This window comes from Dethiosulfovibrio russensis, from assembly GCF_021568855.1.
Taxonomy (GTDB): domain Bacteria; phylum Synergistota; class Synergistia; order Synergistales; family Dethiosulfovibrionaceae; genus Dethiosulfovibrio; species Dethiosulfovibrio russensis.
This window is the reverse complement of record NZ_JAKGUG010000003.1, coordinates 129,992-149,103: the sequence shown is the minus strand read 5'-3', so window position 1 is coordinate 149,103 and position 19,112 is coordinate 129,992. Positions and strand designations below refer to the sequence as shown.

Here is a 19,112-nt window from a genome sequence, read left to right as displayed (position 1 = left end):
CGAGCCGACCCTCAAGCTATTCCTGGTCCTTTGATTGCGTCTCGGAACGCTCGTCTATCGCCTCGTTATCATCTCGGGGTTCCTCTTCCGTAGACTCGGTCGGCTCGACGACTTCCCCGGAGGACTCGTCGACCTTTGGTTCGTCGAAGTACACTCCTTGAACGTATATATTGACGTAGTTAACGGCGTAACCGGTCATTCCCTCCAACTCGTTTTTTACTGTCTCCTGGACATCCCAGGCCAAGTCGGGAATTCGAAGGCCATATTTCACCATGAGAAAAGCGTCGACCGAGATGGACGGATTCTCTCCCTCGTCGACGTAGACCTTTACTCCCTCGGTCACCTTCCGTCCCAGTCCAAGCTTCGAAGCTATTCCGGAGCTTGCCGGTTGAATGCCATTAACCTTCTGAAGAGCCTGTCTGGCGAGCTCCGTTATGACATCCTCGGATATATGGACCTTCCCGGCCACGTCTCCCGAAAGCTCGCCTTCCGCCTCGGCGACGGCGCTCTCTACATCGACGATCTCAGTTTTTTCCGTCTCGACCACAGTGTGATTCATATCATCCATAGGTCAATCATTCCTCCTCGAGCTCGACCTCGGAAGGCGCAAAGGTCCTCCTGCAGTTGGGACATTGGACTGTATCGTTTTCATCGCATAGATCCGGTCTGTAGTAGAACATGGTGGAACAATAGGGACAAAGTATCGGCCGATAGAGGTCGACCCCCTCCGGTTCATCTCCCTCCGCGACGAGGACATCCTCCTGGTCCAAGACCTGCTCGCCCAACCAACCTTCCTCGATGGCGTCCAGATCCTCACCCAACCCGTCACAGTAATCGGAAAGATCCATCAGCTCTTCCGTCAAGGCCACCAAGGATTCATCCTGCCGATCCATGTCGTCCACTACGGCGTCGAGGGCCTCCACGATAGCACCGTACAGGGCCATTTCAAAATCGTCCCTCGGCGTCCCCGCATCGAGCAATCCCTTGATATAGGCTATCTTCTCCCTCGCACTCATCCCGAACCTCCTCAGACAACGATAAAGGGCCTACTTCTTGGCGCGTTCCAGATAAGCCCCCGTCCTGGTATCTACCACTATATCCTCTCCGACCTCCACGAACATCGGCACAGTTACGGTAAGCCCCGTCTCGGTGGTAGCGGGCTTTCCACCGCCGGAGGCGGTATCTCCCTTGAAGTTAGGAGACGTCTCTATGATCTTCAGGGTCACGCTGTTAGGCAGCTCTATTCCCATAATCCTCTCTCCGTACATCTCCAGGGTAACCTCGATATTGTCCGTCAGGTATTTGATGGCCTTGCCCAGCACCTCGGTGGAAAGATAGATCTGATCGTAGCTTACCATGTCCATAAAGACATAGCTATCTCCGTCCTGGTATAGAAACTGAGCGGGCTTCTCCTCGAAGACGATCCTGTCGAATTTCTCTCCGGAGCGGAAAGCATTCTCTATGATGGATCCAGTATCGAGGTTTCTCAACTTGGTCTTTACGACCGCTCCGCCTCTTCCCATCTTATGGTGCTGGAACTCTACGACCTCCCACATTCCTTCCTGCCACACTATCTTGATGCCGGGGTAAAACTTGCTTGTATCCACTACCTGTGCCATCTATGAACCTCCTAGTTCGTGTCGCGTCTCGAATAGCACAATAATACGGACTTATGACCGTACCTGTCAACGTCGATTATCCCTATAGCGAAGGGGATCAAAGGTCCCATCGCTCTATAGGGCCGTCTGTTACGTTCAATATATAGGGAATCACCACCATGACGACCTCAGTTCTGTCGTCCGTCTTGTTTTTGGACTTGAAGAACTCTCCTAACAAAGGTATATCCCCAAGTATAGGGATCTTGGTGGTGTTTTCCGTGTGTCTCTCGTTGAACAAACCTCCTACCACGAAGGGCTCTCCGTCCCTCACCCTGACGGATGTAACCACCTCTCTCTCGCTGGTCTGTGGAAACTCTTCCTTCTGGTTTCCTTCCTTCCAGGCTATGACCTCTCCCGTCGAGATTGAAAGTTCCACGGAGATAATACCGTCCCTTCCAACCACGGGGGTGAACTCCAGCTTTGGACCTACCTCTTGATCGCTGTAGGTGGGGTTCCCGGCATCGTCTCTGGCGGATATGTACTTCAGGTTTTCGACCAACTTTATAGACGCCTTTTGACCGCTGACCGTTATAACCGAAGGGTTGGCCAGCACCTTACCCTTATTATCCTTAACTAATGCCTTTATCCCAGTGTCGAGGAGGCGAATTCCTCCCGTACCTATATCGGGTATCTTGATGCCGGGAAACTCTATGCCACCAGGCCGATCTTCTCCAGTAGGAGGATTGTAGGTATCGGGGTCCTTCACGTAGGAATAGCCGCCCTCGGCTCCGGAGGAACTGGTGCTCAGCCACCAATGCTTGTAGACGGCGTTGAGCATCGTCTCCAGCTCGTCGGAGGCCTCGTCTTTTATCTCTATTATCCTGGCACGAAGCATGACCTGCTTGCCCGGGTCGTCCACGGTCTGAAGCACCCTCTCGAAATCGGAGAGCTGATTTTCCGACCCCTTGACGAAAAGCCTTCCCAACCTCTCGTCCACCGTGATTTTTTCCTTAGGTATGGTTGTTAGCCCTCCCAGCATATCCGGAAGAATTTTTACATCCGAATAGGCCACATCGTAGACTCTGGTCTTCTCCTCTCCCATTACCTTGGATATACCCTCTGGAGAGCCTATCACCAAGGTTTTTCCCACCTTGGCGTAGCTGAGGCCGTAAAGCCTCATTAGATAGCCGAAAACCTCTCTAAGAGGAGCCTCGTCGAATCTCATGGTGAGAGGGGGAATCTCCGCCACAGAGGGATCCAGAACGATGTTCACCTTCATCATGTCCGCCAGCATTCTGAACACGTCCTGTATATCCACGGAACGGAAATCGACGGAGATTCTCCTGTTGGTCTGAAAAGGATCGCTGCCATCGACGGGGATCCTACGGGGCTCCTTCAGCTTTTTGGCACTCTCCTCCCTCTTCAAAGACGAGACAGTCCTGAAATCCAACAAGATCCTGTTACATGGCGGATCTCCCTTTACGGAGTGAAGAGTTATCTTTTCTCCTGTGACGAACCTGACCCTTAGGCCCCCCTCTATGTGGTCCATCTCCACCTTGGAGAGGATGGGAAAATTGTAGAGCCTCTCCCATCGAGACGAGGGTACAGTGGTCCCCTTGAATATCAGGTCTACAAGCCCTCCGTCCTGGTTCATCACCTCTGGACGAGGAAGATTCATTCCCTGAACCGTCACGGTCATCCTGTCAGCCCCCACCTGCTGAGGCATTATCCCGGAAAGAACCGACGGAGGCAGAGGCTCCGAAAAAAGAGGTCCCGGCGCAAAGATAAAGGCGAATAGGACAAAGAAAAATGCGATAGTTTTATTTCTCACGTCGACGGCCCTCCTGTATAACTAAAAATTAACCGGAACCGATACGTTAGTTCCGTTCCAACGAAAGATCAGCTTATCGGTCCCTATGGAAAGGAAACGGCCTTTTTTATCGGAGAAGGTGGTGCCCTTTCTAACCACTATACCGTCGCCTATTCCGTCTATATCCACCACGGCGGAGGCATCCTTACCCATCACCATGACGGCACGAACTATAACCAGAGGGGGCAGGTCGACCAGATCCTCCACGGACGGCTCGGTAGAGGCCACCGGCACGTTTTTAGGAGACTCCATACGAACCATCGGATTTCTCCCTATCCGTATTATGTCGTTGGCTAGACGAAGGCTATCCTTGCGCTCCGCCTGAATTGAATTATAGCTAAAAACCAAAGCCTCCAGGCTCTGCCTTTCCTTTGAAAGATCCATAGGAGAAAGGTATTTTTCCGCCTGCTCCTGGTTAGCCTCCTGCCAGAGCTGGACGAAACAGACACCGCTCCATCCCAGGGCCAAAAGGGTCAAGGAGAGCCATATCCAACGGCCTACGACATAAAACCTCTCTTTGCCGTCCAGAAGATCGTCGAACCATCCTTTGGCTCCGTCCAACCACATGCCTCTAACTGCCATAGGACATCACTTCCCAACCACCGTCTCCAAGACTATATCGCCTCGGACAAGCTGCTCTTTAAACCCAGCCAACGTTATATCCTTGACCCTTAACGCCACGTCGAGTCTTCTCCAGTCCGCCAGGGTTTTTATGAAGGAGGGATAGGGGCCTTCGAAGCTTATCTTTACCCCTTGATCTCCCGGACCGTCCTTTCGGTATGCCTCGTCTATAACTCTGGAAAGCATTCCGTTGGCGGTAAGCTGTCTCTGGACCAACGAGAACAGGTCTACCTTGTTTTGAGGTCCGTTTATGGCAGAGGCATCGGCTATCGGGCCAAGTATATCCTTGTACATGGAAATACGCCTTTCCGCCGATAAAGCCTGCCTTTGCAGAACACGGAGGTCCTGTTGAGCCGAAGTCAATCTCCCTTGGAGCTTATCAACATGGGAGGTCATTCCCAGAACGAGCACCAAAAAGGCTATGGGCAGAACAAAAGTCGCTGCGGCAAAGATCTTTCTCCAGCGGTCTTCCGTCATGGCGACACCTCTTTATCGGGGATATTTTTCGAGATAGAACAAAGCAGACGAAATTCGACCAAGCTCGTGCCCTCTCGAGAGACCCTCCTGGTATTGGGAAACCCTACCTGCTCTATCACAGGAGAATCTATCAACCCAGTTGCGAACAGGACCACATCGTTTTCGTTGTAGGAAAAACCATTCAGATGAAGGCTTCCGGCCTCGGCCTTTACGGAGGAAAGCCATACCCCGTCGGGCAGAGAAAGCTCTATCTGTCTGAAGATCTCTAGCAAGGGGACGTCTCCGTGCAGAAGGCTCAAGGTAGCAGACATAAGAGCCTCTCTGTCTTTCAGTCGTTTCAGCTCGGATATGAGGTTGGTCGACTGGATCGAGAGCACCTCTTTTCTGCTCTCCACCTCATCCAGTTTGCCCCTCAGAGTATGGGATCGCATAGCACCGCTGACCAACACACCGCCGCAGACGAGTACTACCGCTGCGGAAAGTGATGCAGCCAGAATCCTCGTAAAGTCTACCCTGTTGGACTTCTCCACCGGGCGCAATTCCGCAGGAAGCAGGTTCAATCGAACTGTCATATCAGATTCCTCGCTGCTAACCCCACCACCACATCGGCCTCTCCAGCCTCGTCGGGAGCACCGGTTATACCACATCTCAACCAGGGATCGACGATATCAACGGAAAAGTTGAACTCTGTCTTGAGTCTGTCTACAAGAGGTCCTCTGACGGAAACGTCTCCCGCCAAAAGAACGGTGCTAAGATTAATCCCTCGGAAAAGAGTCCTTACGTAGTTTCCCGTAGCCTGTATCTCGCTTACCACTCGGTTGGACAGCTCTTCCATGGACATCACCGAATCGGTGGGAAAGGGAACCGAGCGAAAAAGCAGGCTGCTCTCTCTGTAGCCTATCATCATCTGTAACGATTCCGCCGCGATTATCAAGACGATATAACCGTGATCGTAGATAGACATTCCCCTGCTGATGGCCCTGAAGGCCGCTACGTTGTTGGGCTCCATCGACGACAACGGGAGTCCGTCGTCTCGAAGTCTTTCCAGAAAACCCTGAATCTTGGATCTCCGCACCGCCGCCACGACCAGGTGAACTCTATCCTGTTTTCCTCCGTCAGGAAGCTCTATCACATCGGCATCGTAGAGGGCCTCTGAAGCATCGTACGGAAAGTTTTTGTCGAAATTCCAGTGCAACGCATCCTTGGCCATCTCCAGGTCCATATCAGGAAACTCCACGTTTTTTATCATGACGTCTCTGGAGGGAATCCCCAGGGCCACTTCGAAACCGAAGCCTCCGATCCTGTCGGAAAGCTCCCCTATTGCCCTGACGGCTTCCTCTTGGTCGACGAGAGAGTCCTGTTTGACCGCACCGTGAGAGTAGCTGATGAATTCATATCTGTTGACGGCAAGGTCCGTATCGGAACGAAGCAGCTCAAGGTAGTATATACCGTTGGTCATTATGGCCAAACCGGCAAAACCGTCTTTTTTTCTGTTTTTTTTCCAAAACGACATAGAAGGCCTCCTACCACGTCACTGCAAAAAGATCTCTCGCCAATAGATAGCCTTCGGCTTACGGCTCCCGATAACACCTTCTGGCAAGTCAAGATCGTTGAGATCGATCTGGATCAGGTCGCCCTTTTCAACTATATCTATATCCTCCGCCCCTTCAGGCTTTGAAAACGGCTTCATTTTTTTCACCGATATCAACAGCTTATCGTCCAACACCGCCAATCCTGCTATTTTCAGGCCTTCAAAGGTAATATACTTCCGACCGCCACCGAACAAACCGCGCCCCGTTCTGGGATCCAGGACATAGAGGTTGGCAAAACCGTTGGCTGTACAGGGATCTTCCTTTAAGTCCTTGCGATAGGTGGCTATAAAGATAGCACCATGGCTCATAAGTGGAGATGTAGTGGAATACTCCTGGCCCTTTCTGGAGGACTCTTGAGCCAAAGGGGTAAACCACCCTAGTGGATCGTCGGACTGGCTTTCATCATCCAATCCAACAAGCCCTACACCGGCGTTGCCGAAATCCTTGAAGCTCGAGTCTTTTTCGATCTCCTCTACGTTTAGAGCATATATTATATTGATCTCGTTGGAAAACCCTTCTTTATCCTCTAACAGAGAGAAAGGGGAGGTTCCTCCAAAAAACCACACGTCGCTATCTATCAACCCTACAGCCAGAGGAAAGGGATTTACCAACGCAGAAAAGGATACCCCATCTCTTATCGAAGGACAGGAGAGAGACCATATCCTCTTCAACGTTAAAGAATCATCCTCTTTCTCTCCATGGAGTACTCCTCCCTTGGAATCAGAGGAGAAGAACCCCTCTATGCTCCTGTTTATCATCCTGGTACTGTAGGGGACGGCAGGAGACAAAACGCTTCCGACCTCCTCGTTCTTACCGTCTTCGTCTAACGCCTCGTAGAACGTATGAAGAATTTCTCCGGTCAAAACGTCTACCACGTATATGGCCCTTCCTATCGAACCGTCCTTGCCGATTCCCACACCACCGGAGAGGACGAACACGAATTTTTCCTCTCCTCCCAAGGTAATTTTTCCAAGAGAGGGAGCCCCTGTTACGGTAAAACCCAGATAGTTGAAATTAGGGGAATCGTTTTTGGACAAAACCTGAAGATCAGCTCCCAAGGACGTCGTCCCTTCTTTTTTCGTCCAATACAGTTTCTTCTCGCTGGAGTTGTTCACGTCGAAAACATTTTCGATTGCCCATAGAAAAAAGGGAGAGTCCGGATCGGTTATATCCAGTGCATACATCCCGGCCCCGCCTCTGCCCAAAAAACCGATCAAGATGGTAGCATAATCGCCGGAGGGCAACCTAACATCCCCTACTGCCATAGGTCCATCCAAGAGATACAGGGAGTTAGATCCTTCAGCACTGGAATAGGAATCCACTTTATAATTATCGCTTGAACCGCTGGAAGACATCACGAACCTGAGAGATGCGATTCGGTATCGATACAGAGCGTTTGGAGGTACGAAAGCCCAACGCTCTTCTCCTGTCTCGGAATCAAAGGCGTGAAGCATACCGCTGTTCGATTGGATATAAACCGAAGATGCCCTTTTACTCCATTTTTTCTTGAACTTTACGTAATCCGGATCGATATAGCTGTCTGAAGGAGCTCCAACTAAACAGAGAGAGGAATGCTCCATGTCGCTAAGGACATGCTCTCTTCTAGAGAGATCTTTTTTGTTTTTATAACTCTCATAGCCTCTTAGCCATCCTATAAGGTCGTTCAAGTCCTTCTTGTTATTTTTGCCGAATCCCATCTCCTCAGAAAATACGGATCTTTTTCGGGCACTCGTCTCCGGCTTGAAGACACAGAGATTGCCCACCCCCAGGTCAGGAACTCCGTCGCTATCGTCCCAGTTTACGGTATATATATTTCTGGATCCAGGAGAGGGCAGCTCTTCCTCAGCACTCCAAAGGGTTCTACCTGTGTCCAGGTCTTCTTTTCTTAGATCGCCCCACCATTGCCCCTCTACCTTTCTTGTGTAGAAAGGCGTATAGGCCGAAAGCTCTTCTTCGGCACCGGGGGATCTCACCGCTATAGGGGCATTGCTTCCGAAACGCCCGGACTGAATGGTAGCAAATACCCTGGAAAATCCTTGAATCAGCCCCGGCACATCGTTGGCGAAAAGGGCGTAGCTCTCTCCTTCGGAGGGAGCTACATATTCCCTGGGAGTTCCATCACTCTCGTAGCCGCTGTCCATTCCGTAGAAAGCCATCCGGTTAAGCGTATCCCTTAACTTGACCACGTCGGGAGAATCGTCGTCGGGATCGACGAATCCTATGACCAGCGTACGAATCGGATAATTAAGATCCTGTCCATTCAAACGCTTAGATTTTTGATAAAGTTTTTTCACCGAATCGACGGGACTTTCTCCTCCGATGTTATCGTCTCCGGCGGTCATAACGACCAGCCAGTTAGTCTGACATACCCCTCCCATATGAGTATTGTCGAAGAAATGCCAGGCCGTACCGGAAAGATCCCCGTTGCTCTCCAATGTGCTGGAAACTTTAGTGCTATATATGGAACGGGCTAAAGGGGCTTTGCCGTCGGCCCGCAGTTCATCGTTATTCGAAGATTCCTCTCCATCGATTAATTTTTTTATCTGATCCACGACATCGCTGTCGGAGGTGTTCTGTATGGGGACCCTTAATCTAGCCTTATTGGCTTTTTGAGAACCGTATTTATAATCGTCTATATTGACACCCCAACTAATCTTCTGGGAATCTCTATAACAATTATGATAACGGTAATCTTCTATAGCCCAATCCGGACCTCCCTTATATGGATACACCTTGTACCAATCGGCAGGAAGGGGAGTTCTAACGTTCTCCTGCCAAAAGGTCGCAAGACCTAAGTTAAGTTCTTCTATGAGCTCGGGACTCTCCAAGATGCGCCATAAGACCAGCTTCATCTTATAAAGACGACTATCGTTGGGAATGAGATCGTTCACCGAATAACCCGGCTTGGGGTTATCTCTCGTATAAGAAGGATCTTTGAATATAAGGTCATTGTAATAACAGTTATCATCATATGTATCGTTGTTACTGCCATCACGATCGATGCCGTACCTTTCGTTCCTTGCATTGAACCAAGAAGAAGGACGGCTACCGTCGCCGTAGGTACAATCTACCAGAGGAGTGTCGTAGTAGGATACTTTCTCCGAAGGCATCTTGCCATTGGGGGTCCACAACATGGGAGAGCCGGTGTCTATCAAAATCAACACGTTAGGAGGATAACCCGTGACGTAGACGTCCTCCAGTCCCCAGTTTAATTTTGGATACGCTTTGAGAGGCAATGCCTTATCGGCAAAGGCGGATGAACAGGGCAAAGAAACGTATATAAAAAGCCACAGGACAAATATGGAGAATAAAAACGTTCTACTTTCCTTCGGCGACGATGACCTCATGAACTTTCCTCCCTTCTTCCGTTGTCGACTGTATCAGATATATTCCTATACCGGTCGGATCTTCTCCTCCGTTTGAAGAGGGATATCCTCCCCCAAGGGAGATACTTCCGTCATAGGTGGACAACTGCCATTGTGGAATTCCGACGAAGGAAGCGTCCATGGACGACGAAGCTAAAGAGTATCGTAGATCGTAGATCACGTAATGATCGGTCGAATGCACCACCAGATCGGAAGTTTTTTTTACACTATCGTAGTTTCTTCCTACCGGCAGATCTCCGGTGGTAACTATGTAATCGTGAATCCATCCCTTTCCTCTTTCTATGGATGAAATGCTCTCGTTGTACCTGTTTTTCTGAGCCATCACCTGAAATCCAAGACGATTTCTACTTTCCACAACGAAAAGAGCTACCGACACGAAAGCCCCGCCCACGACAAGCACTATCAACACCAGTATAAGCGAATATCCGCCTTTTCCCATCCTCGTCAATTTCGCACCCTCCAAGCCTCGTGAGTTACCGCCAGATGATATCGAAGGTCCTCGGAGGTTATAGTGTATCCAGACCCGGCAGGCCAGTTCAGATCCTGGGGCAAGGGCTCGGGAAGATAGGCGTCGCCCTGGCTTAAAACCCAGACTCCTAAAACGCTGCTGCTCCGGTCCCAGTCGAAAAAGACCCTCCTGATCCCCCTTATCTGAGGCATCGCAATCTTGACGTTATCGGCAACATAAAGAGAGGGAACCGAACTACCCGGCTGCTTATCTACATATGCATTAAGATATCGAAGTATAAAAAGTCGGTCGCCCAAAGCTATCCTTCCATTAAAGCCTCCAGGGGCGCTCTTAAATGAAAGCGATAAACCGGAAGGCCTTTTCTCGATCTGCAGAGGAATTCCTGCGGAAGGGAAGATCAACCACTCATTATCGTAAGTTACATCCAGCAACGACGTTAAATCGTCTAATCCCATGGATTTAGATAGAAGAGAAAGAGAAAAAGATTCGGAGATATCCTCGACGGCATCGGCCGCAGCGAAGTAAGAAGGAAGGGCGTACAGAATTTTCAGATCCCCGCTCTTGACCGCTCCTATATCATCGACCTCCAGAGGAGCCTTCATAGATTTAGCTGGCCCCAAAGGATCGAAAGAGGAGACAAGAGAGCTGAATTCACCTGGGTTCCAGGGGATGGAAAAAGCGCAGTTCAAAACGGCGGGACGAAGCACCGACAAAGCCATCTGCCCTCTTTGAAGAGCCGACGTATACTCGGCAGATTGTTCGTAGTTTTTAAGGTAGGTGTAAAGCAACGACACGGAGGCGCCGCCGATGACGGAGGTTATAACCAAAGCGATCAAGACCTCCACTAAAGTGAAGGCCCGTCTAGTTCGAGCTTTTTTCGTCGATGAAAGGATCACCTCTCGAACACCTCCCTGGCGGAAAAAGGTCCGTAATCCCTGGACAGGGATAGAGTTCCATTCCCGGATAGTCCGGACCAGTCCACCCTTACCGTAACCGTCCAGATATCCGATCCAGAGGTGGAGACGGTTCGAGTCCAGTCAAAATCACGATCTGTACCGGAGGATCTAACCCAGCCGGGAGCGGAGGAGTCCAGAGGAACCCCCTCCACCTCCTCCAGCTTGGTCATCGCTACGGAAATCGCCCTCTCCCTCTCAACTCCATGCACCATCAGCCTGGTGGTGGCGACGGGAACCGCCGCCAAACCCACCAAGGCGATGGAGAGTATGAGCATGGCTATAAGTGTCTCTACGAGGGAAAAAGCGCTACGGGACATATAGAGTTAAAGTTAACGTATGATCATCCAAACGCCACCATCACCCCCAGCATACTTAGTCTTTGGAATAGTAGGCTTACTATCGTCCCCAGCATACAACCCAGAATCTTCTGCCACGGCAGCTAACTTACCCTTGACATCTCCTTCATCCAGCAACGTACCTTTATACCCTATCCAATCACCAGAGGTAGTAAAAACTACAAAACTATCACTACTGATCTCTCTGTCTATATAGCTAGAATAATCGTCCACATGTTTTGGCCAACCGTTGTTATCCGCATAATACATCAAAGCAGCGGATTTCAACGTCCTCAGGTCGCTGACTATCTTGGTGGCGTTGGCCTTGTCTGTTCCGCCACCGGCTACCAGCAACATTCCACCGGCCAATATACCTATGATTATGATAACTATCAGCAGCTCGACCAGGGTAAATCCTCGTGATTTCCTCATTTTCTTAATCCTCGTGTTAACGTTCATATTATCATACCTCCCATTTATTTTATCCTTTCGGCTACAAACCGAATATAACACGACAAATACATATAACGCCATTCATCGCTACAACATTTCCTGAATGGCCGTAACTATGGGCGAGAATATGGCGAGAGCCACCAAAGCGACTATTCCTCCTACGAACACTATCAGAAGAGGTTCCAATATGGACGTCAGCCTTTTTATCTTCTCGTCCAGTTCGAGCTCGAACCAATCGGCCACCTTGTTGAGCATCTCGTCCACCTGGCCGGTTTCCTCACCCACCCGAAGCATATGGGCCACCATCGGAGGGAATAGTTTGACGTTTCTCGCTGTGTCGCCAAGCCCGGCTCCCTTTCTGGCCGCCTGTTCCAGATATTTGAAAGCCCTCTCGAACACCACGTTTCCGGCAACCCGAGATGTCATGTCCAGAGCCTGAAGTATCGGTATCCCCGAGTGGGTCAAGGACGCCAGAGTCCTGGTGGATCTGGCCATACCCGCCCTGAAGACCAGATCTCCGAAGATTGGCAGTCTGAGCTTCAGTCTGTCCATAAAGGGCTTGGTCGAACTCCACCTCGCCATAAAGATTATAGCCGAGATAAGCAAAACCACCGACACCATGAAGATCACCCAGTTGGACGCCATCCAGAGACCGAAGGAGAACATTGTCCTTGTTGCCCAGGGCAGCTCTATATTGAGGTTCGAGAATACCGTGGCGAACTTGGGCATCACCACCGTAATCAACAGGTAGAGAACGAAAAGGGAAAAGGCCATGACCACAGCAGGATAAGTGACGGCCGAGACTATCTTCTTCTTCAGGGCATCCTGGCGCTCCATGAAGTCCGCCACCCTCTCCAGGCTGACGTCAAGCGAGCCGCCCTCCTCACCCGCCTGTATTATGGATATGGACATAGGGGGAAAGACCGACTGCCTGCCCATGGATTGACTCAGAGAGTTTCCTCCGTCGACCATCTTCTTTACTCTTACTATACCGCTTCCCAGAATTTTATTCTTAGTCTGTTCCGACAGTATGTCCAGAGACGCACCGAGACTTACGCCGGCCTTAACCATTGTCGCAAGCTGCCGGAAGAACACGGCCTTGTCCTTCACCGGAACGGTCCCGATCCTCTGAAGACGGGCTATGATTCCCTCGGATGAACCGGATCGAGTCGCCCCCTCTCCGGGCCGTTCCTTTTTAGCCTTCCTGTCCTCCTCTATGGATATGGGAAGCATGTCCATCTTGCGCAGCTGGGCAACCACCGCACGGGTCTCCTGAGCTTCCAGAACCCCTTCCTCTATCTTACCCTTAGAGGTCCTCGCCTTATAGCGATATTTCACGACCAATCACCTGCTTTATCCAAGATCGTCGGCCTCGAATACGAGGCGCTCGAAATCCTTGCGGTCGTAGGCGTAGGTTCCGGCCTGCTCGAAAGTCAACATGCCTTTCAACACCAACCGAGACAGATCCTGTTCCATGGAATGCATCCCCACCTCCGAACCGGTCTGCATTATGGTCTTGATCTGCCCCGTCTTTCCCTCTCTGATGCAGTTTCTCACCGCCGGGTTGACCCTGAGCAGTTCGGTGGCCACCACTCGGCCGCCCCCCGGCATAGGAATAAGCTGCTGAGAACATATCCCTACCAGCGATGACGCGAGCTGAAGCCTTATCTGCTGCTGTTGATGAGGAGGAAAAACATCTATGATTCTGTCGATGGACTGAGAGGCATCCCTGGTATGGAGGGTGGCGAAGACAAGATGGCCCGTCTCGGCTGCCGTTATGGCTGCCCCTATGGTCTCGAGATCCCGCATCTCCCCTATGAGTATTACGTCTGGGTCCTGTCTGAGGGCTCTTTTGAGGGCCTCGGCGAAAGACCCTGTGTCGGAACCGACCTCTCTTTGGTGGACGACGGAGTTTTCCGACCTGTACAGATATTCTACAGGATCCTCTATGGTTATTATATGTTCCTTTCGGGTCAAGTTTATGTGCTGGATGCACGCCGCCAGAGTGGTGCTTTTCCCGTGTCCAGTGGGCCCTGTGACCAACATCAATCCTCTTTTTTGCTCACATAGCGACGCGAGAGCCCTTGGCAGAAGCAACTGATCCAAAGTCCTTATGTCCGTAGGGATAAGCCTGAGAGCCATGGCTGGATTGCCCAGCTCGTAGAAACAGTTACCTCTGAATCGGGCCTCTATATCTCCACGTCGGAAGGAGAATCCGAAGTCTATCTCTTTTTTTTCCAGAAAATTCTCTCGTTGCTTCTCGGAAAGAATGTCACTCAATACCGTCTCCATATCTCCGTCGTCTATTACACCTACATTGGAGACTCTTACCAGACATCCGTCTATTCTCATGATAGGGCTGTTTCCCACGCTGAGATGTAAATCGCTAGATCTTTTCTTTATAACCTCTCTCAGCAGGTCGTGGACCCTTACGGATAAAGACATGAATAATCCCCCTAAATGGTGACGTTCATGATCTCTTCCATGCTGGTAACGCCGTCCAACATCTTGGAGATACCGGCCCTACGGAGGGTTCTCATGCCGTTATCCACCACGCGGGCCCTTATGGTCGAAGCGGTCTCCTTTTCTATGATCATGTCCTTGATCGAATCGTCCAGTTCCATTATCTCGAACAGAGATGTCCTGCCGGAATAGCCAGTACCTCGACAGGCGTCACATCCCTGAGGGCGGTAGATCTCCGATCCTTGAGGGATGCCAAGCTCTGAGCAGAGCACGTCCGGGACGATATATTTTTCCTTGCAATGCTCGCATAGGCGCCGGACCAGTCTTTGAGCTATTACCGCCGTCAGAGACGAAGCCACCAGAAAAGGGGGAACCCCCATGTCCTCCAGACGAATGGGAGCACTTGTGGCGTCGTTGGTGTGCAAGGTAGACAGAACCAGATGGCCCGTCAAGGCAGCCCTTATGGCTAGGTTCGCCGTTTCTCCGTCCCTTATCTCTCCGACCATTATCTTGTCCGGGTCCTGCCTCAGGATGGCCCTTAGGACGGAGCTGAAGGTTCGCCCCGCCTTTTCGCTGACCTGGACCTGGCTTATGCCGTTTATGGAGTATTCCACAGGGTCTTCGACAGTCACTATGTTCACGTCCGGGTTGTTTATCCTCTCCAAAAAGGAGTACAGGGTGGTGGACTTCCCGCTTCCGGTGGGGCCGGTCACCAGGATTATCCCGTAGGGAACCTTGAGAAGCCGGTCCAGCCTGTCTCGATCCTCCTGGTCGAAGCCGAGTTTTTCCAGGCCGACCATGGCGTTGCTCTGGTCCAGTACCCTTATGACCGTTTTCTCCCCATAGATGGTGGGCAAGGTGGAGACTCGGAGGTCCACCTTTCTGTCCAGCACCCTTATAAGTATCCTTCCATCCTGAGGTTTTCTCTTCTCCGATATATCGATGTTGCTCATTATCTTTATCCTGGAGGTCACCGCCGGATGAAGTCCTCTGGAGAAGTCCAGGGCATTGAAAAGCTGTCCGTCGACTCGGAAACGGACCTGGGTGCTCTTTTCCATCGGTTCTATATGTATATCCGAGGCCCCTTCTCTGACCCCCTGCTCCAGTATGTTGTTGACGATTTTTATGACAGGGGCGTCGTCGGCCGCCGCACCGCTCTTTATCGACAGTCCGAGATCCAGCTCGCCGCCTTCGCCAGTGGTGTCCACAACCTCGATTTCGGCGTCGTCCAGTGTTTCCTGTATCGAGTATATCCTGTTCAGATCCCTCAATATCTGGGAGACAGGACAGAGCCCGAAGGATATCTCCTTGCCTGATATCATCCTGAGCTCGTCGGCCGCCACCAGGTCCAAGGGGTCGGCTGTGGCAATCATGAGGTTTCCGTCATCGGTTATCGTAAGAGGAATGACGCGAAGCCTCTCAGCCACGTTTTGAGGTATCAGACGGAGGGCCTCCGGCATGGGACGATATCTGGAGGTGGACACCATCGGAAGGTGGAGCTGCTTCGACAGGGCCTCCACCAGCTGGAATTCCGACAATCTGCCATTTTTCAGGAGGATCTCTCCCAGCCTCATGCCGGTCTGCTTCTGCTCTTCCAGAGCGGACTCGAGCTGTTTTTCCGTGAGGACGTTGGACTTTATCAGGAGATCTCCGAGCTTGACGTTTTTAAACGATTCCAACCCATTCACTCCTTTTCGAGAAAGGACGTCATTTCGTTTCCGAGGACGGACAGAGACCAGCCAGGGAACACCTCTGACAGACCGGTTTCCTCGCCTTACAGATGGATTTACCGTGACTGATGATGTTGAGGTGAGCCCCTTTCTTTCGCTCGTCTGGAACGATCTTCTCCATGTGCTCCTGTATCTTTACCGGGGTAGCCGAACGGGTAACCCACTCCATCCGACGGCAGAACCTGGCGACATGTGTGTCCACGGGAAAGGCGGGGATGTCCATATCGAAGACCAGGACGCAGGCGGCAGTCTTAGGGCCGACGCCGGGAAGCCCCTCGAGAAAGGCCCTTACATCGTTCGAATCCCAGTCTTTCAGTCCCGTAAGGCCATATTCACCTAGCTCGCCATGGATTATCTCCAGTATATCCAGCATTCGAGCGGCCTTGACGTTGGCGATTCCTGCGACCCTTATGGCGTCGGCCAGCTCGTCGGGGGAGACCGCCGCGACGTCTTCCCAAAGGGGGTACAGGGCCTTCAGTTTCTCGAAGGCCCTGTCTCTGTTATTGTCGTTCGTGTTCTGAGACAATATGGTCAACATCAGACCGTCCAGAGGATCGTCGAAGGCGGAGACCATGGGGTTCTTTTCCTGACCCCACAGTTCCTCCAACACATCGAGCACCGATAGGAAGTCGTCCCCGACTGGAGAAAACGAGCTGAGAACCTCGCCCCCCACCTCGGACAGAAGACGGCTCACCGAAGCTGCTCCTCCACCTTGTTCTTCTTGCCCTTTCCAGGTTTGTCCGCCGTTCCGGACATTTCCTTGTGTATTCTGGCGGCGTCCTTCATCCACTTCTTGAGCTTGGCCTTGACCTTGCCGTGTATGGAATTTTTGGGATAATTACCCCTCTTGTTGGCTTTCCCTGCAGGTATACCAGTGAGGACCTCTATTCCCTCGTCCACCGAGTGAACCTTCCAGACGTGGAACAGGCCGCCCTCTATGGCCTCTACGATCTCCTCGTTCAACATGAGGTGCCGTTCGTTCTGATGGGGTATTATCACTCCCTGAGAACCGGTGAGCCCTCTCTCCTTGCAATAGGAGAAGAACCCCTCCACCTTCTCGTTTACCCCTCCTATTGGCTGGATGTTGCCGAACTGGTCGACCGACCCGGTGACGGCTATGGACTGATCTATAGGGACCTCCGCCAAAGAGGATAAAAGGCTGTAGAGCTCGGTGGAAGAGGCGCTGTCTCCCTCTATGCCTCCGTAATTCTGCTCGAAAGAGATGCTGGCCGACAGGGTCAAGGGCATATCCTGGGCGTACTTCATGCCGAGGTAGCTGTTCAGGGTAAGGTGACCTTTGTTGTGGATGGGACCGGCCATGGCAGTCTCTCTCTCGATGTTGACCACGCCCTCCTTCCCCATATAGGTGTTGGCGGTTATCCTGGCGGGATGTCCGAAAGCGTAGTCGCCGAGGTCTATGACGGCCAGTCCGTTTATCTGTCCGATGGCCTCCCCTTCGGTGTCTATCCTTATGACCCCGTCCACGAAGGCACGACGAATCCTCTCCTCCACCAAACTGGCTCGATAGCGAGTCTCCTCTATCGCCTTCCTCACATGACCCCTCGAGACCAACTCCGCCTTGTCCAGCTTGGCCCATGTTATGGCCTCCACTATAACCTCTATTATCCGGTTGAACTGTATGGACAGGCGGTCTTTATCCCCGGACAGACGGGCCGACCAGTCTATGACTTGGGCGACCGCCTCGGCGGTGAAATGAGGGCCCTTCTCCCTTTTGACGACCGTGGTGATGAACTGAGCCATCTGGTGCTCGGAGCAAGAGGTCCTCTCCATGTCGGAGGTGAACTCCGCTCGAAGTTTGAACATCTTGCGGAACTCGGGGTCGTAGTACTGAAGCAGATGGTACAGATAGTGGGTGCCTACCAAAACGACCTTGACCGATATGTCCACTCCCTCCGGGCGAAGGGACGACATGGGAACAGCACCGTACTGTTCGCCCAGGTTCTCTATATGGAGGGTGCCTGTCCTCAAAACCCTCTTGAGTCCCTCGTAGGACATGAAGTTTCTCAAAAGAAGTTCTACGTCCAAAACGAGAAATCCTCCGTTGGCTTTCAGTATGGCTCCGGCCACTATTTTGTTGAAGTCGGTATAGAGGTATCCCTGGCGGCTTTCGTACTCGACCTTTCCCATGAGGTTATAGTAGGTCGGGTTGGTCTCCCATATGACGGGAGCCCCGTCTTCCGGGTCGTTGGAGACTATGGGATTTACCTGGTAGACGCTGAAATCGACCTCGGTATTGTCGTCCCTGGCCGATGCCACGAACACACCGAAATTGTCTATGACGCTGGAGGTATAGGCGTCTATCCAGCCAAGGACCTTGTCGTTAACGCCGAAACGCTCTCTGACGTCGTCTATGGCTGGCTGTATGGCGTTTCTGCATATCTCCGACTCCAGCTCGCTTATCTTCTTCTTGAGGTCTTTCTCCTTGTCCCTGATATCCCTGAGAATTCCCAGGGTCTTCTGTGAGATCTCCTCCGATTCCTTCTGGAGCTCTTTTTGTCTGTCCTCGCTGAGGGCCTCGAACTCTTCAGGCTGTATTTCTCTCCTGGTGGAGTTGCCCTCTTCGTCCACGTCGTCTGTCAGGGGGATGTTCACGAATCCCTGAGGGGTTCTCTTGACGGAAAAACCTCTTTCCCAGGCCCAGGCCTTGACCTCCTCCATCTTCTCGTTTACATCTTCCTGGAAGGCCTTGACCTCCTGGGCCTTGGTATCCTCGTAATGCCCCTTTTCGAAGGCTTTGTTTATGACGCTCTTCAGCTCGTCTATGAGGTTTTCGAAGGCGGTCTCCATCGCCTTTCCCTGTCCGGCGGGAAGAAACAAGGCTACGGGCTCTCCGGGATTATCGAAGTTATAGGCATATACCAGATCGTCCGGCACATCCATCTCCTTCGCCTTTTTTCTGAGGCTGTCCAGAGCATAGGTCGTCCTGCCGCTGCCGGAGTTACCGACGACGAAGATATTGTATCCCTTGCTGTTGACCGAGAGACCGAATTCCATGGAACGGACCGCCCTCTCCTGACCTATGAAACCGGTGAGGCAATCGACCTCCTCGGTCGAAGAACAGTCCAGCGAGGAGGGGTCGGTAGTCCTTCTGACCGCCTCGGGATCTAGACGCAACAATTCCTTTAAAGACATAAAAACTCC

General features: G+C 51.7%; 18 protein-coding genes. All 18 read right to left on the bottom strand.

What is annotated here, in order from left to right; translation table 11 throughout:
- Positions 1-16: 16 nt before the first annotated feature.
- Complete coding sequence (locus tag L2W48_RS04150; RefSeq protein ID WP_236098773.1) at positions 17-568, bottom strand: Asp23/Gls24 family envelope stress response protein; 552 nt, start codon at positions 566-568, stop codon at positions 17-19.
- 7 nt (positions 569-575) lie between these two features.
- Positions 576-1,016: a CD1247 N-terminal domain-containing protein gene (locus L2W48_RS04145; protein WP_236098772.1), complete on the bottom strand. Its 441-nt coding sequence runs from the start codon at positions 1,014-1,016 to the stop codon at positions 576-578.
- A gap of 30 nt (positions 1,017-1,046) precedes the next feature.
- On the bottom strand, positions 1,047-1,619 hold the full coding sequence (gene efp, locus L2W48_RS04140; protein WP_005662220.1) for an elongation factor P: 573 nt from the start codon (positions 1,617-1,619) through the stop codon (positions 1,047-1,049).
- Between the two features lie 97 nt (positions 1,620-1,716).
- Entirely contained in the window at positions 1,717-3,429 is a 1,713-nt protein-coding gene (locus tag L2W48_RS13085) for a type II secretion system protein GspD (protein WP_236098771.1), read from the bottom strand.
- Positions 3,430-3,450: 21 nt separating this feature from the next.
- Positions 3,451-4,050 (bottom strand): hypothetical protein, encoded by a 600-nt coding sequence (locus L2W48_RS04130; protein WP_236098770.1) that lies wholly within the window; start codon positions 4,048-4,050, stop codon positions 3,451-3,453.
- 6 nt (positions 4,051-4,056) lie between these two features.
- On the bottom strand, positions 4,057-4,566 hold the full coding sequence (locus L2W48_RS04125) for a hypothetical protein (protein WP_236098769.1): 510 nt from the start codon (positions 4,564-4,566) through the stop codon (positions 4,057-4,059).
- Positions 4,563-5,138 carry a PilN domain-containing protein gene (locus tag L2W48_RS04120; RefSeq protein ID WP_236098768.1) on the bottom strand — a complete coding sequence of 192 codons (576 nt, stop codon included), beginning with the start codon at positions 5,136-5,138 and terminating at the stop codon, positions 4,563-4,565. Before L2W48_RS04120 ends, L2W48_RS04125 begins: the two co-directional genes overlap by 4 nt.
- The gene (gene pilM / locus L2W48_RS04115; RefSeq protein ID WP_236098767.1) at positions 5,135-6,079 is read right to left on the bottom strand and encodes a type IV pilus biogenesis protein PilM; all 945 of its coding nucleotides are present in this window, start codon (positions 6,077-6,079) and stop codon (positions 5,135-5,137) included. Before pilM ends, L2W48_RS04120 begins: the two co-directional genes overlap by 4 nt.
- 18 nt (positions 6,080-6,097) lie before the next feature.
- Positions 6,098-9,505, bottom strand: coding sequence for a pilus assembly protein (locus L2W48_RS04110; protein WP_236098766.1), 3,408 nt, complete (start codon positions 9,503-9,505; stop codon positions 6,098-6,100).
- A complete protein-coding gene (locus L2W48_RS04105) occupies positions 9,477-9,992 on the bottom strand; it encodes a hypothetical protein (protein ID WP_236098765.1) in 516 nt (171 codons plus the stop codon). Before L2W48_RS04105 ends, L2W48_RS04110 begins: the two co-directional genes overlap by 29 nt.
- Positions 9,989-10,909 (bottom strand): PulJ/GspJ family protein, encoded by a 921-nt coding sequence (locus L2W48_RS04100; RefSeq protein WP_236098764.1) that lies wholly within the window; start codon positions 10,907-10,909, stop codon positions 9,989-9,991. Before L2W48_RS04100 ends, L2W48_RS04105 begins: the two co-directional genes overlap by 4 nt.
- Positions 10,906-11,286 carry a type IV pilus modification PilV family protein gene (locus tag L2W48_RS04095; RefSeq protein ID WP_236098763.1) on the bottom strand — a complete coding sequence of 127 codons (381 nt, stop codon included), beginning with the start codon at positions 11,284-11,286 and terminating at the stop codon, positions 10,906-10,908. The genes L2W48_RS04100 and L2W48_RS04095 overlap by 4 nt, the downstream gene beginning before the upstream one ends.
- 12 nt (positions 11,287-11,298) lie before the next feature.
- Positions 11,299-11,763: a type II secretion system protein gene (locus L2W48_RS04090; RefSeq protein WP_236098762.1), complete on the bottom strand. Its 465-nt coding sequence runs from the start codon at positions 11,761-11,763 to the stop codon at positions 11,299-11,301.
- An 81-nt stretch (positions 11,764-11,844) separates the two neighbouring features.
- Positions 11,845-13,095, bottom strand: a complete 1,251-nt coding sequence (locus tag L2W48_RS04085) for a type II secretion system F family protein (protein ID WP_236098761.1) — start codon at positions 13,093-13,095, stop codon at positions 11,845-11,847.
- A gap of 15 nt (positions 13,096-13,110) precedes the next feature.
- Positions 13,111-14,202, bottom strand: coding sequence for a type IV pilus twitching motility protein PilT (locus L2W48_RS04080; RefSeq protein ID WP_236098760.1), 1,092 nt, complete (start codon positions 14,200-14,202; stop codon positions 13,111-13,113).
- Between the two features lie 11 nt (positions 14,203-14,213).
- Positions 14,214-15,899: a GspE/PulE family protein gene (locus tag L2W48_RS04075; protein WP_236098759.1), complete on the bottom strand. Its 1,686-nt coding sequence runs from the start codon at positions 15,897-15,899 to the stop codon at positions 14,214-14,216.
- Positions 15,900-15,927: 28 nt separating this feature from the next.
- The gene (locus L2W48_RS04070) at positions 15,928-16,644 is read right to left on the bottom strand and encodes an endonuclease III domain-containing protein (protein WP_236098758.1); all 717 of its coding nucleotides are present in this window, start codon (positions 16,642-16,644) and stop codon (positions 15,928-15,930) included.
- The gene (locus L2W48_RS04065; RefSeq protein ID WP_236098757.1) at positions 16,641-19,103 is read right to left on the bottom strand and encodes a Lon protease family protein; all 2,463 of its coding nucleotides are present in this window, start codon (positions 19,101-19,103) and stop codon (positions 16,641-16,643) included. The genes L2W48_RS04070 and L2W48_RS04065 overlap by 4 nt, the downstream gene beginning before the upstream one ends.
- Positions 19,104-19,112: the final 9 nt, after the last annotated feature.

What these genes read in the sequence shown, in the direction of transcription:
- L2W48_RS04110 (WP_236098766.1), bottom strand. Translation starts at nt 9,505, where the DNA reads ATGAGGTCATCGTCGCCGAAGGAAAGTAGAACGTTTTTATTCTCCATA.
- L2W48_RS04095 (WP_236098763.1), bottom strand. Translation starts at nt 11,286, where the DNA reads ATGTCCCGTAGCGCTTTTTCCCTCGTAGAGACACTTATAGCCATGCTC.
- L2W48_RS04080 (WP_236098760.1), bottom strand. Translation starts at nt 14,202, where the DNA reads ATGTCTTTATCCGTAAGGGTCCACGACCTGCTGAGAGAGGTTATAAAG.
- efp (WP_005662220.1), bottom strand. Translation starts at nt 1,619, where the DNA reads ATGGCACAGGTAGTGGATACAAGCAAGTTTTACCCCGGCATCAAGATA.
- L2W48_RS04145 (WP_236098772.1), bottom strand. Translation starts at nt 1,016, where the DNA reads ATGAGTGCGAGGGAGAAGATAGCCTATATCAAGGGATTGCTCGATGCG.
- L2W48_RS04130 (WP_236098770.1), bottom strand. Translation starts at nt 4,050, where the DNA reads ATGGCAGTTAGAGGCATGTGGTTGGACGGAGCCAAAGGATGGTTCGAC.
- L2W48_RS04090 (WP_236098762.1), bottom strand. Translation starts at nt 11,763, where the DNA reads ATGAACGTTAACACGAGGATTAAGAAAATGAGGAAATCACGAGGATTT.
- L2W48_RS04065 (WP_236098757.1), bottom strand. Translation starts at nt 19,103, where the DNA reads ATGTCTTTAAAGGAATTGTTGCGTCTAGATCCCGAGGCGGTCAGAAGG.
- L2W48_RS04120 (WP_236098768.1), bottom strand. Translation starts at nt 5,138, where the DNA reads ATGACAGTTCGATTGAACCTGCTTCCTGCGGAATTGCGCCCGGTGGAG.
- L2W48_RS04125 (WP_236098769.1), bottom strand. Translation starts at nt 4,566, where the DNA reads ATGACGGAAGACCGCTGGAGAAAGATCTTTGCCGCAGCGACTTTTGTT.
- L2W48_RS04150 (WP_236098773.1), bottom strand. Translation starts at nt 568, where the DNA reads ATGGATGATATGAATCACACTGTGGTCGAGACGGAAAAAACTGAGATC.
- pilM (WP_236098767.1), bottom strand. Translation starts at nt 6,079, where the DNA reads ATGTCGTTTTGGAAAAAAAACAGAAAAAAAGACGGTTTTGCCGGTTTG.